Annotated in this window: 26 protein-coding genes; 3 read left to right on the top strand and 23 right to left on the bottom strand. The window is 25.4% G+C overall.

Translation table 11 applies throughout. The features are described from left to right. Nucleotides 1-11: 11 nt before the first annotated feature. The 5 genes from fabD to BGI42_RS05260 form a co-directional block, all read right to left on the bottom strand. On the bottom strand, nucleotides 12-953 hold the full coding sequence (gene fabD, locus BGI42_RS05280; protein ID WP_069679324.1) for an ACP S-malonyltransferase: 942 nt from the start codon (nucleotides 951-953) through the stop codon (nucleotides 12-14). Continuing rightward, nucleotides 946-1,887, bottom strand: a complete 942-nt coding sequence (gene fabK / locus BGI42_RS05275) for an enoyl-[acyl-carrier-protein] reductase FabK (RefSeq protein WP_084023843.1) — start codon at nucleotides 1,885-1,887, stop codon at nucleotides 946-948. Before fabK ends, fabD begins: the two co-directional genes overlap by 8 nt. A 122-nt stretch (nucleotides 1,888-2,009) precedes the next feature. Continuing rightward, the gene (gene acpP / locus BGI42_RS05270; RefSeq protein ID WP_069679323.1) at nucleotides 2,010-2,234 is read right to left on the bottom strand and encodes an acyl carrier protein; all 225 of its coding nucleotides are present in this window, start codon (nucleotides 2,232-2,234) and stop codon (nucleotides 2,010-2,012) included. A gap of 72 nt (nucleotides 2,235-2,306) precedes the next feature. Continuing rightward, the gene (locus BGI42_RS05265) at nucleotides 2,307-3,275 is read right to left on the bottom strand and encodes a beta-ketoacyl-ACP synthase III (protein ID WP_069679322.1); all 969 of its coding nucleotides are present in this window, start codon (nucleotides 3,273-3,275) and stop codon (nucleotides 2,307-2,309) included. Nucleotides 3,276-3,289: 14 nt separating this feature from the next. Next, the gene (locus BGI42_RS05260) at nucleotides 3,290-3,739 is read right to left on the bottom strand and encodes a MarR family winged helix-turn-helix transcriptional regulator (protein WP_069679321.1); all 450 of its coding nucleotides are present in this window, start codon (nucleotides 3,737-3,739) and stop codon (nucleotides 3,290-3,292) included. Between the two features lie 250 nt (nucleotides 3,740-3,989). Here BGI42_RS05260 and BGI42_RS05255 point away from each other — a divergent pair, with 250 nt between their 5' ends. Beyond that, nucleotides 3,990-4,634, top strand: coding sequence for a hypothetical protein (locus BGI42_RS05255; RefSeq protein WP_069679320.1), 645 nt, complete (start codon nucleotides 3,990-3,992; stop codon nucleotides 4,632-4,634). Nucleotides 4,635-4,788: 154 nt separating this feature from the next. Here the strand turns inward: BGI42_RS05255 and BGI42_RS05250 are convergent, their stop codons facing one another. Both BGI42_RS05250 and BGI42_RS05245 read right to left on the bottom strand, forming a co-directional pair. Continuing rightward, a complete protein-coding gene (locus tag BGI42_RS05250) occupies nucleotides 4,789-5,292 on the bottom strand; it encodes a flavin reductase (RefSeq protein WP_069679319.1) in 504 nt (167 codons plus the stop codon). Nucleotides 5,293-5,359: 67 nt separating this feature from the next. Next, complete coding sequence (locus BGI42_RS05245) at nucleotides 5,360-6,286, bottom strand: tetratricopeptide repeat protein (protein WP_069679318.1); 927 nt, start codon at nucleotides 6,284-6,286, stop codon at nucleotides 5,360-5,362. A gap of 199 nt (nucleotides 6,287-6,485) precedes the next feature. On the opposite strand from BGI42_RS05245, the gene BGI42_RS05240 reads away from it, so the two are divergent. Further along, complete coding sequence (locus BGI42_RS05240) at nucleotides 6,486-7,568, top strand: VanZ family protein (RefSeq protein WP_069679317.1); 1,083 nt, start codon at nucleotides 6,486-6,488, stop codon at nucleotides 7,566-7,568. 119 nt (nucleotides 7,569-7,687) lie between these two features. Here the strand turns inward: BGI42_RS05240 and BGI42_RS05235 are convergent, their stop codons facing one another. The 9 genes from BGI42_RS05235 to BGI42_RS05195 form a co-directional block, all read right to left on the bottom strand. Beyond that, nucleotides 7,688-8,617, bottom strand: coding sequence for a 2-dehydropantoate 2-reductase (locus tag BGI42_RS05235; protein ID WP_069679316.1), 930 nt, complete (start codon nucleotides 8,615-8,617; stop codon nucleotides 7,688-7,690). 555 nt (nucleotides 8,618-9,172) lie between these two features. Beyond that, complete coding sequence (uhpT, locus tag BGI42_RS05230) at nucleotides 9,173-10,591, bottom strand: hexose-6-phosphate:phosphate antiporter (protein ID WP_069679315.1); 1,419 nt, start codon at nucleotides 10,589-10,591, stop codon at nucleotides 9,173-9,175. 225 nt (nucleotides 10,592-10,816) lie between these two features. Next, complete coding sequence (locus BGI42_RS05225; RefSeq protein ID WP_069679314.1) at nucleotides 10,817-11,866, bottom strand: ABC transporter substrate-binding protein; 1,050 nt, start codon at nucleotides 11,864-11,866, stop codon at nucleotides 10,817-10,819. A 31-nt stretch (nucleotides 11,867-11,897) separates the two neighbouring features. Then, on the bottom strand, nucleotides 11,898-12,734 hold the full coding sequence (locus BGI42_RS05220) for a DUF3919 family protein (protein ID WP_069679313.1): 837 nt from the start codon (nucleotides 12,732-12,734) through the stop codon (nucleotides 11,898-11,900). Between the two features lie 90 nt (nucleotides 12,735-12,824). Then, nucleotides 12,825-14,246 (bottom strand): sensor histidine kinase, encoded by a 1,422-nt coding sequence (locus tag BGI42_RS05215; RefSeq protein ID WP_069679312.1) that lies wholly within the window; start codon nucleotides 14,244-14,246, stop codon nucleotides 12,825-12,827. A 35-nt stretch (nucleotides 14,247-14,281) separates the two neighbouring features. After that, a complete protein-coding gene (locus tag BGI42_RS05210; RefSeq protein WP_069679311.1) occupies nucleotides 14,282-14,971 on the bottom strand; it encodes a response regulator transcription factor in 690 nt (229 codons plus the stop codon). A gap of 354 nt (nucleotides 14,972-15,325) precedes the next feature. Beyond that, nucleotides 15,326-16,111, bottom strand: a complete 786-nt coding sequence (locus tag BGI42_RS05205) for a hypothetical protein (protein WP_069679310.1) — start codon at nucleotides 16,109-16,111, stop codon at nucleotides 15,326-15,328. A gap of 16 nt (nucleotides 16,112-16,127) precedes the next feature. Next, complete coding sequence (locus tag BGI42_RS05200) at nucleotides 16,128-17,123, bottom strand: anti sigma factor C-terminal domain-containing protein (RefSeq protein WP_069679309.1); 996 nt, start codon at nucleotides 17,121-17,123, stop codon at nucleotides 16,128-16,130. Then, on the bottom strand, nucleotides 17,107-17,622 hold the full coding sequence (locus tag BGI42_RS05195; protein WP_069679308.1) for an RNA polymerase sigma factor: 516 nt from the start codon (nucleotides 17,620-17,622) through the stop codon (nucleotides 17,107-17,109). The genes BGI42_RS05200 and BGI42_RS05195 overlap by 17 nt, the downstream gene beginning before the upstream one ends. A gap of 292 nt (nucleotides 17,623-17,914) precedes the next feature. Here BGI42_RS05195 and BGI42_RS05190 point away from each other — a divergent pair, with 292 nt between their 5' ends. Continuing rightward, on the top strand, nucleotides 17,915-19,264 hold the full coding sequence (locus BGI42_RS05190) for a DUF4317 domain-containing protein (protein WP_069679307.1): 1,350 nt from the start codon (nucleotides 17,915-17,917) through the stop codon (nucleotides 19,262-19,264). Nucleotides 19,265-19,350: 86 nt separating this feature from the next. Here the strand turns inward: BGI42_RS05190 and BGI42_RS05185 are convergent, their stop codons facing one another. From BGI42_RS05185 to BGI42_RS05155, 7 genes are all read right to left on the bottom strand, one after another. Then, nucleotides 19,351-20,043 (bottom strand): phosphoribosylanthranilate isomerase, encoded by a 693-nt coding sequence (locus tag BGI42_RS05185; RefSeq protein ID WP_069679306.1) that lies wholly within the window; start codon nucleotides 20,041-20,043, stop codon nucleotides 19,351-19,353. Between the two features lie 4 nt (nucleotides 20,044-20,047). Then, nucleotides 20,048-20,992: a PfkB family carbohydrate kinase gene (locus BGI42_RS05180; RefSeq protein ID WP_069679305.1), complete on the bottom strand. Its 945-nt coding sequence runs from the start codon at nucleotides 20,990-20,992 to the stop codon at nucleotides 20,048-20,050. Nucleotides 20,993-21,206: 214 nt separating this feature from the next. Then, nucleotides 21,207-21,416: a hypothetical protein gene (locus BGI42_RS05175; protein ID WP_069679304.1), complete on the bottom strand. Its 210-nt coding sequence runs from the start codon at nucleotides 21,414-21,416 to the stop codon at nucleotides 21,207-21,209. Nucleotides 21,417-21,761: 345 nt separating this feature from the next. Beyond that, nucleotides 21,762-22,811: a MerR family transcriptional regulator gene (locus BGI42_RS05170; RefSeq protein WP_069679303.1), complete on the bottom strand. Its 1,050-nt coding sequence runs from the start codon at nucleotides 22,809-22,811 to the stop codon at nucleotides 21,762-21,764. Nucleotides 22,812-22,935: 124 nt separating this feature from the next. Further along, nucleotides 22,936-23,694 carry a hypothetical protein gene (locus BGI42_RS05165; RefSeq protein WP_069679302.1) on the bottom strand — a complete coding sequence of 253 codons (759 nt, stop codon included), beginning with the start codon at nucleotides 23,692-23,694 and terminating at the stop codon, nucleotides 22,936-22,938. 104 nt (nucleotides 23,695-23,798) lie between these two features. Beyond that, a complete protein-coding gene (locus BGI42_RS05160) occupies nucleotides 23,799-24,875 on the bottom strand; it encodes a tetratricopeptide repeat protein (protein ID WP_069679301.1) in 1,077 nt (358 codons plus the stop codon). A gap of 156 nt (nucleotides 24,876-25,031) precedes the next feature. Next, nucleotides 25,032-26,213 carry an SAM-dependent methyltransferase gene (locus tag BGI42_RS05155; RefSeq protein WP_069679300.1) on the bottom strand — a complete coding sequence of 394 codons (1,182 nt, stop codon included), beginning with the start codon at nucleotides 26,211-26,213 and terminating at the stop codon, nucleotides 25,032-25,034. Between the last annotated feature and the right edge of the window lie 71 nt (nucleotides 26,214-26,284).

Below are 26,284 nucleotides of genomic sequence, written 5' to 3'. Positions count from 1 at the left end.
TCCTCCTTAAGCTAAATCTCTTTTAATGTTAATAATACTTTATTTAATGATTCCATATTTTCTACATTTAATACTTTAACGCTTCTATTAATTTTTTTAACAAATCCACTAAGAACCTTACCTGGGCCTACTTCAATAAATGTATCAACCCCATTTTCTATCATATGCTCAATAGTTTTATCAAAAAACACTGATGAACTTATGTGTCTCTTTAGTATATCCTTAACATCATCTTTTTCATCGTAAGGTAATCCCTTAGCATTTGAGTATACTACTTTGTCTAATTTATTTATATTTACATTTTTTAATGTTTCATAAAATTCTTCACTTGCACCTTTTAATAAAGAACTATGGAATGGCCCACTGACCTTTAATGGAATTCCTAAACCTCCAAGCTCTTTAGCAATTTTTATTGCCTCATCAATAGCTTTATTTTCACCAGCTATTGCAACTTGTTTTGGGCAATTATAATTTGCTGCTTCTACAACACCAAATTCACTTGCTCTTTTTAACAATTCTTCTAACTTTTCATTATCAAGTTTTAAAATTGCAGCCATTTTTCCAAGACCTTTTGGAAGAGAACTTCCCATTATTCTTCCTCTTTCTTTAACAAGACGTAATCCATCTTCTAAAGAAAGTGCTCCTGAGAATATTAATGAAGCATATTCCCCAAGACTTAACCCTGCTGTATACTTTGCTCTGATATTATTTATCTCTAAAGCTTTTAATGCTACTAATGAAGCTACCACTATTGTTGGTTGTGCATTTTCTGTTTGCATTAATGCTTCTTCTGGCCCATTAAATAGCATATCTTTTATTGGCATATTAAGTATTTCTTCAGCCTTATCTATTATTTCTCTACATTCTGGTATTTCATCATAAAATTCCTTTGCCATGCCTACATATTGAGCACCTTGACCTGGAAAAAGGAATGCAATATTTTTACTATTCATTATTTCCTCCAAATAACATAAATCTTTGCTTTGTTTCTTCAAACATCTCTTCGATTATTTCTTTTGAAGTTTGTTCTTTTGTAACTAAGCCTGCAATTTGTCCAGACATTATAGAGCCATTTTCAATATCACCTTCTACAACTGCTTTTCTTAAAGTACCTGCTCCTAGTTCTTCTAATTTTTCAGAACTTACACCCTCTTTTTCTAACTTAGTGTACATTCTTGATAATTTATTTTTTATAACTCTTACAGGGTGACCAGTAGATCTGCCAGTAACTTCTGTATCAATATCTTTAGCTTTTAATATTTTATCTTTATAATTTTGATTTACAGTACATTCTTTTGCAACTAAAAATCTAGTTCCAACTTGAACTCCCTCTGCTCCTAGCATAAAAGATGCTGCAATTCCTCTTCCATCTCCAATTCCACCTGCCGCTATTACTGGTATGCTTACTGCATCTACAACTTGTGGAATTAATGCCATTGTCGTAAGTTGACCTACATGGCCACCTGATTCTGTACCTTCTGCTATAATTGCATCTGCACCTGCTTTTTCCATTCTTTTAGCAAGAGCTACTGATGCAACAACTGGTATTACTTTTATATTATTTGCTTTCCATTTTTCCATGTATTTACCTGGACTTCCTGCACCTGTTGTAACTATAGCCACATTTTCTTCACATACTAATTCTGCTATTTCTTCTGCATTTTCAGACATTAACATTATATTTACACCAAAAGGTTTATCTGTTAATTTTTTAACTTCTCTAATTTGTTTTCTTACCCATTCTGTTGGTGCTGCTCCTGTTATTATTCCTATTCCACCAGCTTCACTTACTGACGCTGCTAAAGAAGCATCTGCTATCCAAGCCATACCTCCTTGAAATATAGGATACTTTATACCAAGTAGATCACATACTCTATTATTTGCCACAAATAATTCCTCCTAATAGCGTTCTTAAAAATACTTACATTCTACATAATTAAAATATAATTAAATCGGGAATACTTATTAAGGCATACCCGACTTAACTTAGATGTTTATATTAGAAAATTTTAGTTAGCAGTTTTGCTCTTTACATATTCAACTGCATCTTTTAAACTCTTTAACTTTTCAACTTCTTCTATTTGAATGTCGAATTTTTCTTCTAATTCAATTACAACTTGGAATAAGTCTAAAGAATCTGCTCCTAAATCTTCAAATGTAGTTTCTAAAGTTATTTCATCCTTTTCCACACCTAATTGTTCACATATAATTTCTCTAATTTCTTCAAATAACATAATTTATTTCCTCCTAAATATTCCTTTTTTATATTTATCAAATAATACTTTAAACACTTAAAATAATATATTTTACCATTCTAACAATGTAGCTCCATAGCTTAATCCTCCACCAAAAGCTACTAAAAGTAATTTATCTCCTTCTTTCAAAAGGCCTTTTTCATAAATTTCGTTTAAAGCTAATGGAACTGAAGCTGATGATGTGTTTCCTGTTTTATCTAAGTTTGTATAAAACTTATCTGTATCTATCTTTAATTTTTTAGCAACATAATCTAATATTCTTATATTAGCTTGATGTGGTACTATATATTTTATATCATCTAAACAAACTCCAGTACCTTCTAAGGCACCATCGATTGCTTTAATAATAGCTGAAGTTGCAAATTTGAATACTTCTCTTCCATTCATTTCTACATACTTATTGTATTTAGAAATTTCCTTAGTAAAAGGTGTATTAAAATCTAAAGCACCTATGGTAAGGCAATCTCCTTTTTTCCCTTCTGTTTTTAAATACGAATTAATTATTCCATTTTTTTCATCTTTTACAAGTACTGCTGCTCCACCACCATCACCAAATAATATACATGTTCCCCTATCGCTCCAGTCAACAACTTTAGAAAGTGTTTCTGCACCTATAACAAGAGCATTTTTATAATTTAGTGATTTCATCAATGAATTTGCAGTTTCTAAAGCAAATACAAATCCTGAGCAAGCAACGCTTATATCAAATGCCGCGGCATCATCAGCATTTAATTCTTTTTGAACTAAACATGCTACAGATGGCATAAACATATCAGGAGTGATAGTTGCGACTATTATTAGATCTAAATCTTTTGAATCAATCTTTGCTCTTTCAAGAGCAATCCTAGCAGCCTTTACAGCAATTTCTGAAGTATTTTCACCTTCTGAAATTCTACGTTCTTCTATACCTGTTCTTTCAACTATCCATTCATCATTTGTATCAACAAATTCACTAATTTTATTATTTGTAACAGCAAGTGATGGTAGATATCCTCCTACCCCACCTATTTTAATGTTCATACTTTTCTCCTTAATTATTCCAATTTATATTTTTTTCTTAAAAACTTATTAATTTTATTCAATGCTGAAATAAGTATTTTTTCTTCTTCATCTGTTAAAGTTTCTATTGAGTTACTAACCATATCATCATGAAATTTTTCATGTAATCTATAAGCTAACTTTCCCTTTTTAGTTAAACCAATTAAAACTACTCTTCTGTCCTCTTCTATTCTACTTCTTTCTACATAACCTTTTTTTATAAGCTTATTAATTGCAGTTGTTAAGGTTCCAACTGTTATCTTTAAATCTTGAGCCACCTCAGACATTGTTCTTTTTGTATACATTCCAATTTCTTCAATAGTATGAATCTCAGTAATTGAAAGATCTGAAATTACCCCTTCTTTTATTGTTTGTTCTTCTATTTGTAAAATATCATTAAATAATTCTACTAATATCTCATTAACTATCTTTTTTGATTGACTCATTTTTATTTATCTCCTTCAGATAAAACATTAAATATTTGATTTAATAGTTAAATTTAATTTCTGCAATCAAATATTTTGACAATCAAAATATACTACATTCAAAATAAATTGTCAATTATTTTAAGAATATATTTTTATCTTTACCATCATTTTCTTAATATACCCAAACTTTTAATTATTAATCACATATGCTATAATTGTTAATGATATTTTAAAGTATTACTTATTTTTAAGTAGGGAGGAAAGAATAATGGTAAAAAAATTGATTTTAGCTGCAGTTCTAATGTTAAGCATTGGTTTAGTAGGTTGTTCTTCAAATTCAGCTACTAATAATAACCCTAAAGACAATACTGTAGTAGAAAATCCAAAAACAGATAATGAAGCTGATATAAAAAAGGACAACCCTGCTGGAAGTTCTAAAGATGAAAAAAATGATACTAAAAAACAAACTGAAGCATTTTTCATTTATACTGAAGATGCAAACAATATGGAAATTAAAGAAATTTCAACTATTCAACTAGACAAAAATTTAAGTTTAGAAGATAAATTAAAAGAATTATCAAAGGCTCTTTCTGAAAAAGTATTCAATAACTTACCAATAGAAGTAAAATCTATAGATAATGTAGATGGCAAAAAAATTGCTGTTATAAACTTAAATGAAAGTGAAGCTAATAAAAACGTAACTAACAACGCTGATTTAAAGAAACCAAATTGGGCTGTAAATAAATTACAAGGTTCTACTGGTGGAGAAATAACAGAAAATAGTTTATTTGAAACTTTTCTTCAAGAAAAATACAAAGGTGAATGGATTGATGGAGTAAAATTCTTATATAAAGATGAACCAATTGAATTTGAACATACACCTAATTTATCAGAAATTAAATACAGAAAATAATTACTTGAAATAACAATAAAGCTATTACTTAATTTGATTCAACTTAAGTAATAGCTTTTTATTATCAGAATAAAAGACTCTATTTAGTAGCATATTTAATTTATGCAATAGGAAAAATTACTTAATCTTACTTTACTTATGCATATATCAAATATTATTTATCATAACTTTCTAAAATTTCTCCAAAGTATAAGACATGTTTTGATTCACCTTCACCATAAAACTTATCCTTTATTTCTGTATCAATGTTCTCTAAATTCATTTCTTGCTTAAACATTATTTTACACTCATAATACTTATTGCATCCATCAACTATAGGACTACTAACATTTTTACTATTTATAAATTTTATATTAGCTTCTTTTTCTTTATCTATATCTCTTCCTGATTTTGTTCCACATATAGTTAAGGCTGATTTCATATCTCCACCAAATGGTATACTAATTGTATAATTATCACTAGAATCTAAAAATTCTTTAGTATATCTTGTTTCTCTAACCAATGCCATAAATATAGGTTTTCTCCAAATATAACCTACACTTCCCCAGCTAATTGTCATAGTATTAGCCTGATTTTCATTTCCACATGTTAAAAATGCTCCTGATTTATAAAGATTATCCATTGAAATTTCTAAACTTTCTGTAAAAGTTTCTTTCATAAACTTTCTCCCCTTTCTTTGAAAATATATTATTTTTTATCATTATATAAAATAATATCATATTCTCCTATATAATGTTATTTATAAATTCTTTATATTCCTTTAAATCTCGTATAGGATCAAGTTCTTTGTCTTTTTTCATATAATCTAAAAATAAATCATTTAATCTTATGCTTTTTTCTATATCTTTTAAAGCCCTTAAACATTCCCCTACATTAACATAGAAACATGCTCTATTGTAATATAAAAATCCTTCTTTAGGATTTATTTCTATTCCTTTATTTATTATATTTATTGCAGTTTCAAAATCATTATCTTCTCTATATATTACAGCTAAATTTAAAAAACTATATGTGTATGTAGGGTTTGCTTTTATAGATTTTTTATAATACTCTATGGCTTCTTGTTTTTTATTTAATTTGTTTAATATTACAGCTTTATTAAATAATATCTTATAATGCTTAGGATTTATTTCTATAGATCTATTTATATATTTTAAAGCTTCTTCATTTCTATCTAATTCTTCAAAAATACAAGCCAAATTAGCATTTGCCCATAAATCATTATTATTTAATTCAATAGTTTTTTTATAATTTAGAATTGCCTCTTCTTTTTCCTCTAATTCATCATATATATTAGCTAAAAAGAAATATGCCTTATCATAACTCGGATTTTTCTCTATTGATATTTTATAATATTCCTTTGCTTTTGCTAAATCACCTAATTCATCATATATAATACCTAAACCATAATAAGCCCTTGGCTCATCTTTATCCAAATTTATTATCTCTAAATACTTTTCTTTAGCTTCTTTCCTTAAACCAATTTCATCATATAATAATGCCATATCAAATAAAAACTCTATGTCCTTTTTACCTATGTTTAAAGCATAAGCTTTCTTATAAAATCTTAATGCCTTTAATAAATTCCCCTCAGTTTTTAAGTTTCTAGCCATATTTAAATAATTATGGTATAAATAATTTTTATTTTCCATTCTAAAATTCATCCTTGCTAAAAGTTTTCTAATAACTAAATCAGTATATCACTAAAAAAATCAAAAATAAAATAATTTATTTAATATATCTTCTAGTTGTAAATATCTTATTATTAATGATATACTTCATAAGTAATAAATTTTTATTTAACTAAATAAATCTTTATTAAAATTTACTAAAGATGGAGGATAATGAAATATGTCAAGTTATATTTTTCCTATTAAAACAGCTATGATAACATTCCCTATTTTAGCTATTTTTATTACAATTCCTTTTAGCTTATATCAATATAGAAAATATGGCTATATAAATATATTTAGAAATTTCATTCTATATTCATTTTTACTATATTTAATATGTTCTTATTATTTTATAATATTACCATTACCTAGTGTTACTGATGTAAGAAGCTTACAAGCAGAAGGGACTCAATATACACAGCTAATTCCCTTTAATTTCATTATTGATATTTTAAAAGAATCTACTGTTGTAATTTCAAAACCTTCTACATATATAAATATACTTAAAGAAAGAGCTTTTTTACAGGTTGCCTTTAATGGAATTTTACTTACGCCACTTGGAATTTATTTAAGATACTATTTTAAAAAGGATTTGAAGAAAACTATAATAATAACTTTTTGTGTTTCTTTATTTTTTGAACTTACACAACTAACTGGTTTATATGGTATATACAATGCTCCTTATAGACTTTTTGATGTAGATGATTTAATATTAAATACATTTGGTGGATTTTTAGGATATCTAATAGCTCCACTATTTACATATTATCTTCCAGAAACAAATACATTGGATGATAAAGTAGACTTACAAAATCTCAAAGTAAGTTATATAAGAAGATTTTTTGCTTTTTATGTTGATTGGTTTATATTAGGTTTTATTCCTTATAAAGATTCTGATTTAATTATGCAAGCAATAATTATTTTTCTTTATTTTATTGTTCTTGTTTATTTTACTAATGGTAAAACTATAGGAAAAGCCTTATTTAAAATAAAAATTAAAGGAAAACATGAAAAGCTATCATTTAAAGAAGTTTTTAAACGATATGGACTTCTTTACTACGGATTTTTTGGTATAAATAAACTCTTATTCACTACCGGTGATTTAAATAAAATTGAATATACTAATTATATTGTTATAATTGCAATTATAGGAATAACAATTAACTTATTAATTTTTATTCATTTTCTACTATGTATGATAAAGAAAGATAATAGACTATTTTATGAAAAATTTAGTGATACTAGAAATATAATTGCTTAATAATTTAAATAAAAAAACAGTTTGATAAATCTAAAGTTATTAATATTATTATAAAAAGGAGCTGTATGAGATTGAGTTTGAAAAACTCTAATCTGATACAGCCCCATTTAATAGTTTATTTATTTAATAAGTAATTGTTCTTTTGCATGAACCATAGTTGTTAATAAATCATTATATGGTGTATTTATGTTGAATTCTTTACCTTTTCTAGATACATATCCATTTATATAATCAATTTCTGTAAGGCGATGCTTTTGAATTAAATCTTGATGCATTGATGGATAATGCTCTCCTGCTTGACTTGGATCATATATCTTTTCTATTGCTTTTGCAACTTCCTCAACATTTAATTCTATTCCATATTTTTGAGCAATATCTGCAAACTCTTTTATAATATTACGAATAAGCTCAGATGCCTCTTTTAATTCTCCAAATTCCTTGATATTACAATCTAAAATTGTGCAACAACTATTTAAAGTTCCATTTACACAAGCTTTACGCCATATTGAAAATATAACGTCTTCACTGTAATGTGCTTTTAATCCTGCTTCATTTAGTATGCCACAAATTCCTCTTGCTTCTACTTCCATATTGGGATCAATATTTTGAACTTCTAAACTTCCATCTCCAGTTAATACAACATGACCTGGACCAGCTAATGCAGCTGTCCATAAAGTTACACCCATAAGTATATTTTTACTATCAACATATTTTTCAATAGTTTCATTATGACCCAATCCATTTAATAGGCATAACACTCTTGTATTATTTCCTATAATATTTTCTACAGATTTTAGCATATCTTCTAATCCCATTGATTTAGTAAATAAAATCATCAAATCTGGAACTTCTACAGCATCTTTTGGTAACATTGCTGGTATTTTTGCTTTCTTAAGTTTTCCATCTTCTTCAATTGTTAATCCATCTTTATTTATAATGTCTACATGATCCTTCCAAGCATCTATTAAGAAAACTTCATTTCCACATTCATGTAACATATATCCATAACGAGATCCCATAGCTCCTGCTCCAACAATTGCAATTTTCATATTAATTCACTCCTCTTTTGAATCTATTAAAAATTAAAAATATTTATAAAGATTTTTAATCATATAAATATATAACTTTTCTATAGAACCATTTAATAACAAATGTACTATTTCACTTAATATATCATTTGTAATAATAGGTACTAATATTAATTTTTTATCATTTCACTTTTTAAAGTTATACATTATACAAATTACTAGTAGTCCATTGAAAATTAGTTATATTAACTTAACTTTTAATAGCTAATTTCTCATTTGTATATACAACTAATTTTCGAGAGTAAATATATCATAGCTAAAAACAAATTTCAACATTTTTTCATATAAATCAATAATATTATCATATTTTTATAAATAAATATTAATAAATCAACAATAAAATTTTATATTTATATAAAAAATCTCAAAAAAATACTTTTCTAATAACTTATTTTGTCCTTAGAAAAGCATTTATCTTAATACATATTAATAATCTTTATAATACTTAAATTTTTCTTTCTTGTTTATTAATGCAATATATTTCGTATAATTTATCTTCTATTATATATATATATATTATGCTACTAATCCTTCAGTTTCATTTTCACTCTTATTTAATCTTCTTATCTTCTTTTCTTCCCCATAGGCAACCATTAATAAAAGACAAATTCCAATTATAAGTGCACCATAGAATATAATAAATACATCATTCCATCCATGAAAAGATATACCTGCAATATTTATACCAGATGATTTAGGATCTGCTATTTTAGCTAACATCACCTTTGCTGTAGAGTCTCCAAATAAATATCCAAAAGTACCACTTAAACCATTTGCAACTGCAATTGCTTTTTTAGGAGCAAATCCAACAAGAGATACACCTATCAATAATTGAGGTCCAAATATTAAAGCACCAAGAGCACATAATGAGATGTTTACCATGGTAACACTTGTAGCATATCTATATCCTAAAACTGCAAATCCAGTAAGTATTAAACAAAATACTGCAACTATTGCTCTTCTTCCTTTTAATAGATCAGATATAAAACCCCAACTAAGACTACCTATAAGAGCTCCTGTTTCAAAATAGAATATTGTATTAACTGCATCGCCCATTGCAAAATGTAATTGTTCTGTAACATATAAAGGTGCCCAGTTATCTATTCCTATACGAACTATATAAACAAAAACATTAGCTACGCATAAAATCCAAATCCAAGGATTTTTTAAAACATATTTTTTAAATATTTCAAATTTACTCATATTATCTAATTCAGCACTATCTTTAGATTTAACTTCACCAAATATTTCTTCTGCTGAGTTCCAACCTAATTCTTCTGGTTCATCTTTTCCTACAAATAACATTACAAAACCAACAAAAACTGTTAGTATTGCTGGAACTATAAACATTCCTGCTACATTACCATGAAAAAACTTATTTGCTCCCCATAATGCTAATATTCCTGCTAACGCTCCACCGATATTGTGAGACATGTTCCAAAATCCTAAATATCTACCTCTTTTATTAGTAGGAGTCCATCTAGTAATTGTTGAATAAGCACTTGGTCCACCTGGTGCTTGGAAAAATCCACTTAATCCCCATAGTAATAAAATTACTCCAACACATTTATTTCCTGATAATAATATAATACCGATTACAAAAACCATTGTTGCAGACATCATAAGCAAAAATGAAACTATACGCTTTGCATTTTTGCCATCAATAAAATATCCTAATAATGTTTTACCAATAGCATAGGTTATAGAAAATCCAAATCCTATATATCCAAGCTCAGATGTTGTAAACCCAAGTTGAGTTTTTAAAAGTGGTTGTCCAGCTTTAAGATTATTTCTAATTAAATACATAGAAGCATAAACAGAAAATACAACTAAAAATGCTTTTAAAAATTCTTTTAACCACATCTTTCTTTGATCTTCAATTGATACTGTAACTTCTTTTTTACTAACACTAAAAAAACTTGTCAATTTATTCATATCTATCCTCCCAATTACCTTAATATAATAAATGTCTTCTTAAAAATATTTATCTTTTAATTTTATTTACATCAAAATTTATCTCCCAAATAATAAATTTTAATATTTTAGATTCCAAATACTAGAAATTGATTATTTATAAATTATTAATTAAAAAAAGTTAAAGTATCAATTATTATATTATTTCAAAAAGTCTACATTCTAAATATTCCCTTATTTATAAAATCACGCTTTAAAACTATTCCACATCTTAATTAACCATTCTCTATCTTCACTAGCTTTTTTGAAATCATAATTATCATATATACTTGTTTCACAATTATCCTTATAATTATCATCTTTTATATCTTTTCTTGTAGATTTACCCTGAGAGATATTTATTATTGTTTCCTCACTCTCTCTTGTTGTACAAAAGTCTATAAAGTATTTACCTATATCTTCATTGGGACCATTTTTTATTTTTGAAATTGCATCTATATTCCAACCAGTCTTTTCAGGAATATTAGTTAATACATTAAATCCAGAATTTTTAACTAATAATTGATCTGCTATAAAATTTATACCTATTAAATATTCTCCTGTTGCAACCTTCTGTGCTGGAATATAACCATTAGGTGTAAACTCTCCTGCAATTGATTTCAAATCTTTCAAAAATTTTATAGCTTTTTCCTTACCCATATTTTGTACAATAGATGCTATAATAGTATATCCAGTACCTGATATATTAGGATCTGGTATTATAAGTTTCCCTTTATATATTGGATTAATTAAATCTTCATACTTATCTGGAATTTTTAATCCCTTATTTGCAAATTCTTTATCCCATCTGTCCTTATTAATAATAATAGATAAAGAATTAACCTCTAAACCTGTCCAATATCCATCTTTATCTTTATACCTATTTTGTATAAAATCATAATTAGAGCATATATATTTTTCTGACAGTTTTTCTTTCTTCATTATATTATGAGCATCACAAGTTCCGCCTATAAATATATCTGCTTTAGGATATTTCTTCTCTGATCTAATTCTCTCTAAAGCTTCTTGGGTAGACATTCTTATGTATTCGTATGTACATCCTGTCTTTTCCTTAAACATTTCTAAAAGTGTTCTTCCAACTTCATCTCTAGATGCTACATAAACAACTATATGCTTCCCTTCCAGATTTAAATATCCATCTTTATAGATTAATTTTGTGCTTTTTTTATTACAAGAAATAATATTAAAAGATAAACATATTATTATAATAAAACAAATAATTTTTTTAATATTCATTACCAACTATCCTCTCTAGCACTGATGATTTTTAAAGATTTTTTCCTAATATATTTTCACATATATCTTTAAGATGTCCCTTGAAATATGTATGTTGTCCATTTTCATCTCCCATATATTGAACAACAAATATTCCATTATCATATACATCAATATTTACAACATTACAACTTTTAACTTTTATAAAAGTATCATCTTTATCATAAATATAAATTTTTATATGTGATAAAGCTTTTTTATTTTGTTTTTTTAAAGCTTTAATTCCATCATCACTATGAAGTTTAGTTGAATTAATTATTATTTTTTTTAAACTTTCTTTATCTAATTCATTTAATTCCTTTACATAGTTATTAGAATCACTAATAACTATTCTATTTCTAGTATTTATGAGATTAGCTATATTAGAAGTTGAATATAAATAACCTAGCAAATCATTTTTTAATCTATTTATTAATGGTAATTTATTATTATCATGATACATATGATTATTCAAAATAAGAACATCACTTATTTTAAATTTATCTTTCATACCATTTAAATAGTAAACATTTGCATCAATGCTTATATTGCTTCCTTCTGTAATATAGTTTTCCTCCTCTGAAAAATCATTCATGATATCACTTATTGAATTCCATATCATTTGTATAGAACTCTCATCTTCAAAAACATAATCACCCCATTTTTCATTAGAAATTTCAATTTTAATAGGTATAGACATATTTATCTTATTCACAACATCATCTTTATCACTTATTATTTGAACTCTATTATATAAAAGCCTATAATTTAAGCTTGTCATTATAATACAAATAATTATTATAGTTGTATATATGCCTATAATTTTAGCCTTTAAGCTAATTTTCTTCACTTATGTTTCCTCCTATATAATAAAAATTTAACATCTCATAAACATTTCACTTATGTTTCGTAAATGTAACATTTATTATTTTTTATAATATTAATTACCTTCAAATATAATTTCTATAGAAGTACCTTCTTGTAAATTACTTTTAATTTTTATATCTCCATTTTGTTTTTTCATTATTTCTTTGCATATACAAAGTCCTAACCCGTTTCCATTATTGTTAATAGAATTTAAATTATTAACTCTATACGTAGGTTCAAAAAGTCTAGATATATTTTCTTTTGCTATTCCTATACCATCATCTATTATATTTAAAATTACTTTTTCATTTTCAATTTGCAATTTTATATTTATATTTGTACATTCACTATATTTTATAGCATTATCCAGTACATTTAAGATAACCTGCTTAATCTTGTCCTTATCTATTAAAACCTCAATATCACATAAATCTTTAATTATTTCTATTTCATATTTTTTTAATCTAGGATTTATGATTATTAAAACTTCTTCTATAATTTCTTTTAAATTATTTTTCTTTCTATCTATTTTAAATTCACTTTTCCCTAATTTTGATAAATCAAGAAGTTCTTCTACTAACTTTAAAAGTCTTATTCCCTCTTCTTTTACAAAAACTAAACTTTCATCTATATCACTTTGTTTTTTTAACTTAGGTATAATCTCAGAATATCCTATTATAGCTGTTAAAGGGGTCTTAAATTCATGTGTTACATTATCTAAAAACTTTTTTTGTTTTTGTCTTTCTTCTTTTAAACTTTCAACATAATCTTTTATGCTTTCAGACATTACATTAAAAGTTTCAGCTAAATCTTCAATTTCATCCCCACTTCTAATTTTTATTCTATTATCGTATTCTCCTTTTGTAACTTTTTGAGAAACTGTTTTTAATTTTTTTATTGGTCCTACTATTTTTTCTGAAAGAAGCTTACTTAAAAGCCAGGATATAAGAATTGACATAAATGCTAATATTCCCATAATTATAAACATATTATTTATAAATTTTTCTTCAATATCTAAAGTATATATATATCTTACACATCCTAACGTTGCATCTTTTAAATATATAGGACTTGAAAATAATATGTAAATATTCCCGTCAATTTTTTTAACCACATAAGCTTTATTTCCCTTTATAGCATTAGTTATATCCTTGTCAAAAAGAGTAACCCTATTAGCAACGGAATCAGTCATTATGTCACCATTTTTATCATAAATTTGAATTCTATAATTCAACTTTTTAGATAAATATGTATTAATTAAAGGAGCTTTATGTACAAAATTAGTTTCAATATCTACCCCCTTATCTTTTTCAATATAATTTGATATATATACCTGAGTATTATAGCTTTCTTTTGTTAATAAATCGATATTACTTTTTATTACATTACTATATAAATTATTTGTTATTGTTACATATATAAAAATTATAATTGGAATTAATATTCCCATATTCATGAGAATTATTTTTGTTTTTATGCTAAAATTCAGTCGCATTAAAACTGCATCCTCCTAGTACTTTATTTGTAAAACTAAATAGTGTCATCCTTAAATTCTAATTTATATCCTACTCCATAAACAGTTTTCAATTTATTTGAATACTTGCCCATCTTTTTTCTAACTCTTTGTATCAAAATATCAACTGCTCTAGTATTAACATCATACTCATCTCCCCATACTCTTTCTAAAAGGTTTTCTCTAGTAAAAACTTTATTGTGATTTTCCATCATAAGTAATAGTGTATTAAATTCCTTATAGGTCATAAAAATCTCATCTTCATCTATAAAAACTTTTCTCTCATCTTTTAAAATCTTTAATTTTTCAATTCTTATTTCATTATTATTTTCTAATCTTGGCTTTTTTCTAACTCTCTTTGTTACTGCTTTTATTCTCAAAATAAGTTCTGTACTATTAAATGGTTTTATTATATAATCATCTGCTCCTAATTGAAGACCTAAAAGTTTATCATTTATTTGACTTTTTGCAGTAAGCATTATAACTGGAACTTCACTATCTATTTCCTGAAATCTCTTTATAGCTTCATGTCCACTTATATCTGGTAACATTAAATCTAATATAACTAAATCCGGTCTTTCTGTTTCAAATTTTGAGATTGCTTCTGCTCCATTCATACTTATAATAGGTTCATATCCCTCCACCTCTAAATTTAGTCTAATTAAATTCACTATACTTCTTTCATCATCCACTATTAATATTCTCATAAAATAACCACCTTTAATAATTGTTTAAATGATATTTTCTTGATAATTATTTATTAAATTCTGTACTAAATCAAAATGTTATCATTTTATTTTTCATATTTCAACTTTATTACATTATTTTTCATATTTTAATTCTATTACATTACAATCTTCTACTTATTCATTATATCTCTTTTATACTCCTCTATTTATTATAGAAAATAAAAAAACAAAGAACTACTTATTATTAAAAGTTAGTTCTTTGTTCTTCTACATATTATAATGGTATAATTCTAAACTACAATAAAATTATACTTTTATTTATTCTGCTTTTTGTACTTTATAAATTCTCTTTAATAAGTAAAATTAAGTTTTCTAAGACAAATATGACATTTTCTTATAACATGATTTATGTAATAGCCCCACTCCTATTATCATTAATATTAAATTATACAATATTATATCAATTCCATTTTGGGTATTGCTTTCTGTCAAATTGAATAATTTTATCACATTGAAATCAATCACACCATTTAAAAACCACATCTCAAAAAAGATTCCAGTGAGTATTACATAAAATATAGGGAATATATATGCTACAAGTTTTGTCCCAGTTATTGTTGTAATTCCAAAGACAAATGTTGAAAAAGCAACTGAAGATATTAATGTTCCTAAAAATATTATAATAATATATAACATTTTTGAGCTTTCATACACATCTATAAATCCACTTATTACAAAAGCACCATTTGTCATTCCATCTCTAATATTATTTAATCCATATTTTATAATAAGATACAAAATAAAAATACCATAGCTCATTGCAAATATTATAAAATTTATTAAGATATTTACTATTAATTTAACTTTAAAATAAGTTTTTATATCTATAATTTCTAATAATTTATTTATAAATCCAGACTCTTTATCATTAATTATTGATGTAGAATAAATTATCCCTGCTATAATCGGTCCTATAAATCCTATATATGAAAATTCATTAAGTCTTATAAAATAATCTATTCCATCTAACCCTTCATATGGGAATCTTATTTCTTGTAAATAAGGTATCATAAATACTGATAAAATTATTAGAATAGATATTATTGTTCTCCAAGAGAATATATTCTTTTTAAATTCTAATTTTAAATATGTGTTCATATATATATCTCCTTTATTAATATTTATCTGCTACTGCGCCTAGGGTAGCTGCTTTAATATAAGTTTTATCTTTTAATGCTTTTAATGATTTACTATCACCACTTATAACTACGCCTATTATCTTTAAATCTTCTTTATTAATCTCACCTTTTCCATTACTTAAATTATTAAATAATTCTTTATATTTATTACTATAATTATTGTCTTTTCCTTCATTAATAGCATCTATAAAATTTTCCTCAGGATTATCAATTGAATCTCCTTGGTTATCTAAAGCTTTTATACCATATACATTATATTCATCAAATATTAACTTTTCTGAAAAATAGTAATCATTTTTAGTAAAAGTATCTACCCAATACCAATTTAAAGTGATATCACTAGGAATCATAGTCTTTACTTCTTCAAGACTATAACCTTTATCAAAAGATAATGATATCTCCATTAATTTATCACTACCTATTTTATCAATATTTTCTAAATTATTTATATAATTTTCATATTTTATTGATGGATGATAAAATTTCATAACTTTTTTACCTGCTTTATTATAATTTAAAGCTTCATTCAAATCTCTCGATGATTTGCCATGTCTATTAAATAGATATTGCCCCATATCACCATAAGCTCCATTTATCAAAGGCATATAAGTATATCCCTCCTTATAATTCCCATCAGTTATAGGCTTATTTTCTAAAAATCTATATCTAACATAATCTATTTCACCAACCATAATCCTATCATCAATTTGTATGCTTCCTATATAAGCATTTGGCATAGCTATATCAAATAAAGTTCTTAAATTATCCTCTTCCTTATTATTCATAACATTTAATATAAAGTCATTAGATATAAATAATACAAAACTTACAATAATAAACATCATTAAACTTATTATTGTAGTCCTTATTATTGAAAATATCTTAGCTCTTTTAACTGCTTTATTAAAATTAGGTTTTTCTTCCACTTCAAACAGTTCTTTTAATTTTTCTTCATCACTCTTTATATCCATACTTGTCCCTCCATAACTTTTTAAATTTTTCTCTTGCTCTAAAAAGATAAGTTTTAACTGTATTTTCGTTTATACCTAAAAGTTCCGCTATCTCTTTATAAGATAAACCCATGTCATATTTAAAAAACAATAAATTCTTATAAACATCACTAATAGAATTTAAAATTTCATTAATTTCTTCCTTTCTTTCTAAATCCAATATAAACTCTTCAACTAAATTATTCTCTATCAAGCTTTCTTTAAAAACTTCTTCATCAATACTTAAATAAATGTATCTATTATTTTTTCTACATAAATCATAGTATTTATTAATTGCTACCTTAAAAAGCCATGATGAAACCTTATTAGTCTGTATCCCATCAATGTATTTTAGTGCCTTATAAAAAGTATCTTGCACTATATCTTCAGCATTATCTTTACTACAACCAAGCTTAACTAAATACTTATATATAATAATCATCTTTTTCTGAAACATCTCCTTTATTAATTCATTGTTCATCATTTCCTCCTTCCATAAAACAATTTAGTTATTAGCTTAGATTTTAATACTTCTGTTGTTATAACGTTTGAAGTATAAATATGTATACATTTATTTTACATTAAATAATAAATGTACCAATCTTTAGTGAGCATTATTTTTGTTGTTATGTGAATTTTTTAGCTTTATAATATTTATCATCAATTTTTCTTGAAATAATAAAAGGAATTAAAAATCTTTAATTAATCAAGAAAAAATACTATACTTAATATTGATAATAAATTAATTAAAGACTAGATTAAGGGGTTTATATATGAGAAAAAAAGATATACTTGAGTTAAAAAGACGTTTTAAAAAAGATCATTGCACCTTCACTAAAATGTGTGGTTGCTATGTTAATGGAGAAAAGCATCTTATCTTAAAATTTAGAGAAACCTTTCTAAATTTAGATGAAGATGAATACTTTAAATATCTAGAAATTGCTAAAAAAGTACTCTCTGGAACCATTGGAAATAATATTTTAGAATTAAACTTTCCAGTTAATGAAAATTTTATAAATGAGAAACAAATCTCTCTTATGCAACTAAAAAAAAGTCAATTAAAAGATGATTCTCTTCTTGATACTTTTTATCAATCTATCATAGATAATTATGATTATACTGGCAACTTTTTAATACTTATTTTTCATGATGCTTATGATGTTATTACTAAAACTACTGATAATGCAAAGCTAGATGAATCTGAAGAAGTTTATGAATATTTACTATGCGCAATATGTCCTGTTTCACTTTCAAAACCAGGTCTTAGATACTTTGAAGAAGAAAATAAGATTAAAGCCAGACTAAGAGATTGGGTAGTTGATGCTCCAATTAACGGCTTTGTATTTCCTGCTTTTATTGATCGTAGTTCAGATGTTAACTCTATTATGTATTATACAAAAAATGCCAAAGATACACATCCTGAATTAATGGAAAATTCTTTAGGTTGTTCTTCAAAACAAACTGCTACTATACAAAAAGAAGCTTTTCAAACAATTATTAAAGATTCTATAGGAGTTGATGAAAAAAAAGCTGATAAAATTTTTATGGAAATACAAGAAAATCTAAATGCTATGGTAGATGAACATAATTCCATGTATGATGATACAGATTGTGAGCCTATAACATTAGCAAAAAAAGATATACAAAACCTTCTAATAGAAAGTGGAGTACCTGAAGAAGCTACTAATAAAATTGAAAAATCTTATATTGAAAAATTCGGTGATGATCTTCCTATGGCAGAAAATTTAATTGATTCAAAAATACTTAAGGCAAATGCTCAAATAAAAAAAGAAGAACACCTTAAAAAACAAGTAGAAATTCTACAAAACAAACTGGAACAAACTAAACAAGAAACTGCTATAGATAATGAAATTTCTACTTCTGAAGATATTAATGATGACAATATAGCTCCAGAAGAAGATTTAAAAACTAATTTAGAAGAAACTAACGATACAAATTTAGAAGATAATAAATCTGAAAATAACTATGATGTTATACTTCATGTAAAACCTGAAAAAGTACCTGAAATAAAATCACAAATAATAGATGGCCAAAAATGCATAGTTATTCCAATTAATGAAAATGAACAAACTGCAGTTAATGGATTAGATGATTTGATTTAAATTAGCCTGTTACTCTAAAATAATAAAAAAACCTAATCTTGGTGATATATCCACACAAGGTTAGGTTTTCACTAATAAAATTCCTTTTATAAACCTAATTCTTCAGAAATCTTATCTGCTCTTTCACAAAATTCCTTTACTTTTGGAATATCTTTTTCCATAACACCATCATTGTATTTATAGCTTGTCTTAGTTAAAGAATCTACACCATAAGGTTTTACTTGTTTTATACACTCTTCTACATTATCCGTTCCTAACCCCCCTGCAATAATTACTGGTATATTTACGCTTCTCACAATTTCTGCATCAATATTCCAGTCATGAGTCATTCCACTTGCCCCAATACCTGTATCTGGTGCAAGTCCTGAATCAGTTAAGATATAATCGCAAAATTTTGCGTATTCTTTTGCACGTTCTATAGCTCCTGATCCATCCACAAGAACAGCTTGCATCAATTCAACACCTGGACATTCTTTATGTAGTCTTTCAGCAAATGCTGCATCAGCTGTAAATTCCATGCCTGCAATATGCAAAATATCAGGTTTTACTCTATTTGCAATAAAAATCATTTCATCTGGATCTGTATTTAACATAATAGCTACACATTTAACACCACGCTTTTTCGCCTCACTGAATATACGATCCACAACATCAAATGGAACACGATGAGCTGGTACCCCACCGCTTTGCATAGGTACCAAACCAATATGGTCTGCACCAGCATCCATTGTTGCAACACTTTCATTATAGTTTACTAAAGAATAAATTTGTTTTTTCATATTTTTACACCTCTTTTGAAAATTTCTTTGATCTTTCTATTATATTTTTAATATTTAAATTCGGACATACTGATTGTGCAACTTCTACTGTTAAACTAGCTGCTGCCTGAGTTAACATCCCTACTTTTTTTAATGATATTTTAGGGCCATATTGAAAACGTGCCCATACAATTGTTGCCATATTACAATCTCCGGCTCCATTTACACTAACTACATGTGTTGGTAAAATAGGAATAAAATCCATTTCTCCTTCTGTTGAACATAAAATTCCCTTTGCTCCTAATGATATAAATACATTCTTTACCCCTTTTTTGTATAAAACTTTAGCTGCTTCTTTAGCGCTTTCTATATCAACAATTTTCACTCCTGATAAAGCACTTGCTTCTAATGCATTTGGCTTAAAAGTATCAATTTTATCTAAGATATTTTTAAATCTGTTTACTTTAGCAATAGAAACTGGATCTACAAAAATTGGTACAGTACAATGATTTGCAAGCCATTCAATAGACTTTTTGGGGGTATTTCCATCAATTACACAGATTGATGCTCCATTAATAAAGTTTATACGTTTTTCCAAGAATTTTGGAGTAATATTTTCTGTAATATTCATATCATTAACAGCTGTAACCATATCACCTTTGTCATCTGTTACATATAAATAAGTAGAGCTTCTGGTATTAAAAATACACTGAGCATAATCTAAATGAATATTATTCTTTTTACACTGGGCAGCTAGAAATTCTCCAAAATAATCATCTCCATAGACTGTTATCAAGTATGTCGGAACATCTAATTTCACTAAATTTTGAGCAATATTTTGTCCTACTCCACCAACCGTCATCTGAATTTTTCCAATATTTGAATCTTTTTCTTTGTATAAATCTCCTGACAAACCTGCTATATCTAAATTCATTCCACCTATGACTACTACATAATTATCCATTAGCATCCTTATACCCCCTTAACTTCTCTAAATAAACTATAACACAAAATATTTAATTTTTAAATAATATGCATTAATGTAAATATATGTTTAAGGTGCATACTATAATAATCATATTTAGTAAATCTAAATTTAAAATATGTATAGAAATATATAATTTAAAAATTCCAAGATAACATTTATATTAAGCATTATCTTGGAATATATTTCATAATATAATTTACTCTATATTTATAGTTTTATCAATGAAAACTTCATCTTCACCATTATCTTCATAATCAGTTTCTGAACTTCCATCAGGATGATTGATTGTTTCTTTTTTCTTTAATATGTCTTTATATATTATAACTCTTAAACTATTACAATCTTTAGGTAAAGCACTAAAATAATTTATTTGATTATTATTATCAAAAATATGGCTACCATCCATAGGAAGTTCCCCATTATTATCAGTAATTACTTTTATGCCATAGATAATATGATCAGGATTTTAAAATTAAGTATTTTAAATTTCATAGTAGCCACGCCTTTCATATTTCCCCTTATAATCACTAATATTTTCTAATAACATGAACGTTACACATATTAGACTTAGAAGAAGGTAATAAAGTTTCAAATTTTTTATATAATGCAAAAAAGAAATCTGTATTTATTTAATACCAGATTTCTTCAAAATTTAAATATGTTAATTTTTCAATAATTAATATATTCGTAATTATCTATAAAAGTTGCCAAACCTAACAAAGTAAACATTAAATATTAATAATGCCATTTACTAAAAGACTGAAATTATATAATTAAATTTATCTATTCTTTTATACTGCAATTTTTTGTTATATTTTTTAAATTCACTTATCAAAAAATCAATATAAGAATAATATTCATCTCTTATTTCTTCTACTTGTCCTATTGATAAATTCCTTAAAATATCTTCTTCATCCTTTATGCTTTTAAACATTAAATCACTAATGACTATAATTCCATTATCTTTTAATACTCTAAACATCTCTTCTATTGCTATAGATTTTTCCTCTGTATTTAAATGATGAAATGCATATGTTGATATGATAACATCAAAGCATTTATTATAATAAGGTATCCTTAAAAACTCACCTATTCTTACCTTTAAATTAGGGTGTTTTTCTTTTGCTACTGTTAACATTTCTCTAGATTGATCTATCCCTATTATACTGCAACTATCATTTAAAAATTTACTAGCTAAGTTGCCTGTCCCTACCCCAATTTCTAATATATTAGGATTTATAATATGAAAACTTTTAACTGTATCATATACATTTTGCAATATTAAACTATAATTTTTATATATTTTTAATGTTCCCTTATCCTCAATAATATCTCTATCATATGCTTTAGCCCAATTATTAAAATTCCATTTATCTTGCCAATTATTTTTAATATTATATAATTCATTACTTTCATTTATTATATTTAATACTTTACTATCTATCTTATATTCCTTTGTTTCTTCATAAAGCTCATCCAATATACTTTCTAAAGATTTTCTTATTATATTAAGTTTATCAATTTCATTATTAACTAACTTCCATTGATCATTAAAGTAAGTTAAACAATTCTCTTTTCTACTATTATTTAATATATTTTTTATATCTTTAATAGGTATGCCTATTGATCTATAAAGTAAAATTGATTGTAATTTTATTATATCTTGTTTAGTAAATGTTCTATAATCATTGTTTTCATTTCTTAAAGGTTCTAACAATCCCTTTTTTTCATAAAATCGCACTTTATTAGTAGTTATATTAAACATTTTAGCTATTTCACTAATTGTATATTTATTTTCCATATATTCATCTCCTAAATAATATCTTGTCTCATATTATTTTAAACTTTAGCCTTAGATGAATGTCAATACAGCTTAATATCCAATTTAACAAATTAACCCTTATTAAATAATCAAATATAATACTCTATTCTAAATCTTCATACAATTCGTCTCTATAATATACTTCTTGTAATTTTGAGCTTAAAATATTCCATAAATATTCTCTTTTTTGCAGTTCTTTTATATAATCTTTATTAATCATAGATTTATATTCATGAATATGCTCTTCTTTATTAAAATCTTCCAAAGACTTGTTCTTTAATTCTGATAAAATTATTCTTCCAATCTCATCAATATTTTCTTTTAATTCATTCTTTATATAATTAACCAACCCTAATATAAGTAAATACTCTCTTGAAATTTCTTTTGTATATTGATTTAAATGCTCATGAAGTTGTTTTTGTAAATCCTCTAAGTATTTTGTTGATATCATGTATTGGTGTTTTTCTATTGATGAGCCCTTAAGTTTATCAACAAGAAATATTTCTCTATGTATGCATCCTAATGCTTTTAAAACACTTCTTGTTAAATTTATAGCATCTTGAACATACTCTCTTTCAGCCATTTCATTAGTAAACTCTCTATAACTATTCATAAATTCATCTGTCAATAATCCAAATTTACTATTTTCTTCTTTTAATTCTTCTTCTACACCATATTGAATTTCCTCTCTCATCAATGCAATGCTCATCATTCCATCTATATCTTCTAAAGATAAATTATTTTCTTCATCTTTTATAGATAAAATTAATTCACCTACATATTTACTAAGCTGAGGTTTTAATTCTTCAATGTTATCTTTATTTAATCCCTCAATAAATTCATAAATCTTTTTATAATACATATATAATTCCCCTCGTTATAATTAATATATTTTTAATATTATTTCTCCTAATATTATTACATATTCTTCCTCAAAACTCTTTCTTTTTATTAATTTTAAAATACTTATTTAATATAATGACGTGGACAATTTATATAATAACATTTATAAAATATATCATAATAAATATTAGGAATCGGTTTAAAGTTCTCCTCTACAACTTTTACATAACATTTTTTAATACTATCTAACCTTCTTTTTTCTGAGTCAATATAATCTTTATAATCATCTTCACATTCCCAATCTTCCGAATTAAACTCTTCCTCATAAATATTCTTTTCTATATTTAATTCAATCTTCTTTAGTTTTTCATATGCTTTGTTTATATTTCCTATTTTCTTAAGAGCAAAAAAGTATTGACCAATCCAGCTATCATCCACATAAAGATTAGCTTTATCATAAAATTCTACACATTTATGATAATCATTAAGTATATACATTAATTCCCCTAAATCGTCAGTTTCTATATTAAACCTTTCATAGTCACTGTTTAATATACATTGTACTATTTTTTTAGACTCTTCTTCTTTACCATTCAACGCTAATTCTATTCCAAGCATTAATGCAATTTTTCCATCAATTTCTTCATCTATAAAAGGAACTGTATAAATTGACTTTAACTTAGAAATACTCTCTTCTTTTTTATTTAACTTAATTAAACTAATAGCTTCACAATATCTGTATATATTATTAAAAGATATTTTAAAAGCCTTATTAAATAATTTTTTTGCTCCATTAAAATCTTTTTTCATAAAATGTAATTTTCCTAAAGCATAATATGTATTAGCATACTTTGAGCTACGTTTAACAGCTTCTGTAAGTAATTTAATTGCTCTATCATAATCTTCATATTCTTCACTTATAAAATATGCCATATTAGTGGCCCATAAAGAAAAATCATCATCTGATATAATATCTTTATTTCTGCCATAATATTCTTCTAATATTTTAATTGAAAATTCTACATCATTTCGTAACTCTAATGATATCATTGCTATAAGCGAAAATGCATAAACATTAGATGGATTATTAAAAACTTCTAACTCCAATATACTTTTATACTTTTCAAAAATTATAACTCTTTCTTCAAATTCTAGATTCATAGCACTTTGAAGATCTTCTAATATTTTAATCATGTCCATTTATACCACTTCCTTTCTATACCTAATATATTGAAATATAATATTTTTTCTTGGGATTATTATATCATCTTTTGATAAATTTTTACTGTTATTTTCCATAAAAATAAAAAAGATTACTATCTAAAATATAATTTTAAGATAGCAATCTTTTTCTAATTATTCAGTATATAAATATTTTCTTGTCATAGGTAATTCGTTATTTAATCCTTTTGTAAATAAAAATTGATGTAAATCTATTACTCCATAATTAAATGAAGCTGCACAAGAATTTAAATATAATCTCCACATTCTAATAAATTTATCATCAAACCCCATTTCCTTAACTTTATCTAAATTGTCTTCAAAACTTTCAGCCCAACATTCTAATGTTTTACCATAATGTAATCTTAAACTTTCTAAATCTACTAAATGTAAATCTTCTTCTGCCATATTATAAACTAGCTCTCTAATTGATGGTATGTATCCTCCTGGAAATATGTATTTTTTTATCCATTGATTTGCTTCACTTTCAGTTTGAGTAGTTATACAGTGAAGTAAAGATATCCCGTTTTCTTCTAATAAATTATTTATAGTTTCCATATAAACAGGTATGTTTTTTCTACCAACATGCTCTAGCATACCTACACTACAAATCCTATTAAATTTTTCACCTGTTTTTAATAATTCTCTATAATCTATCAATCTAACTTCTACTTGATTTTCAAGATTATTTTCTTTTATTCGTTCATTTACTTTAGCAAATTGTTCTTCACTTAAAGTTATTCCAAGGGCCTTAACACCATATTTTTTGGCAGCAGTTATTATAAGTTCTCCCCAACCACAACCTATATCTAATAATTTTTCTCCTGAATGTAAATTTAATTTTTTTAATATATGATCAACCTTATTTAATTGTGCTTCATATAAAGAATCTTTAGAAGATTTAAAATAAGCACAAGAATAACTCATAGTTTTATCTAACCATAATTTATAAAAATCATTACCTAAGTCATAATGATATTGTATGTCTTCTTTACTATTTTTTATAGAGTTTGGCTTAACTTTATATAATTTTTCAAATAATGATGACTTATTTAAAAAACTATCTTTATTTTTATATGCAGATTCTATAATTTCTTGAATATTTCCTTTGAAGTCTATAATATTATTCATATATGCTTCGCCAAAGGTTAAAAATGGATCTTTTAAAATATTACTTTTTGGTAGACGTTCATTTATTATTATTTTAAACTTTATATCTCCTTCACCAAATTTTTCAGTAGTTCCATCCCAAAACTGTACTTCAAATGTGTCTGAGAATATACCTTTTAAAAATTTCTTTAAAAATAATTTTTCCATATTTAATCTCCTCTAAGTAATTTTGCAAAGGCTAGCCAAAACATTTATTTACATACATATAGTAATTACTT

Source organism: Clostridium taeniosporum (genome assembly GCF_001735765.2).
Taxonomy (GTDB): domain Bacteria; phylum Bacillota; class Clostridia; order Clostridiales; family Clostridiaceae; genus Clostridium; species Clostridium taeniosporum.
This window is presented reverse-complemented; position numbering and strand designations above follow the sequence as displayed.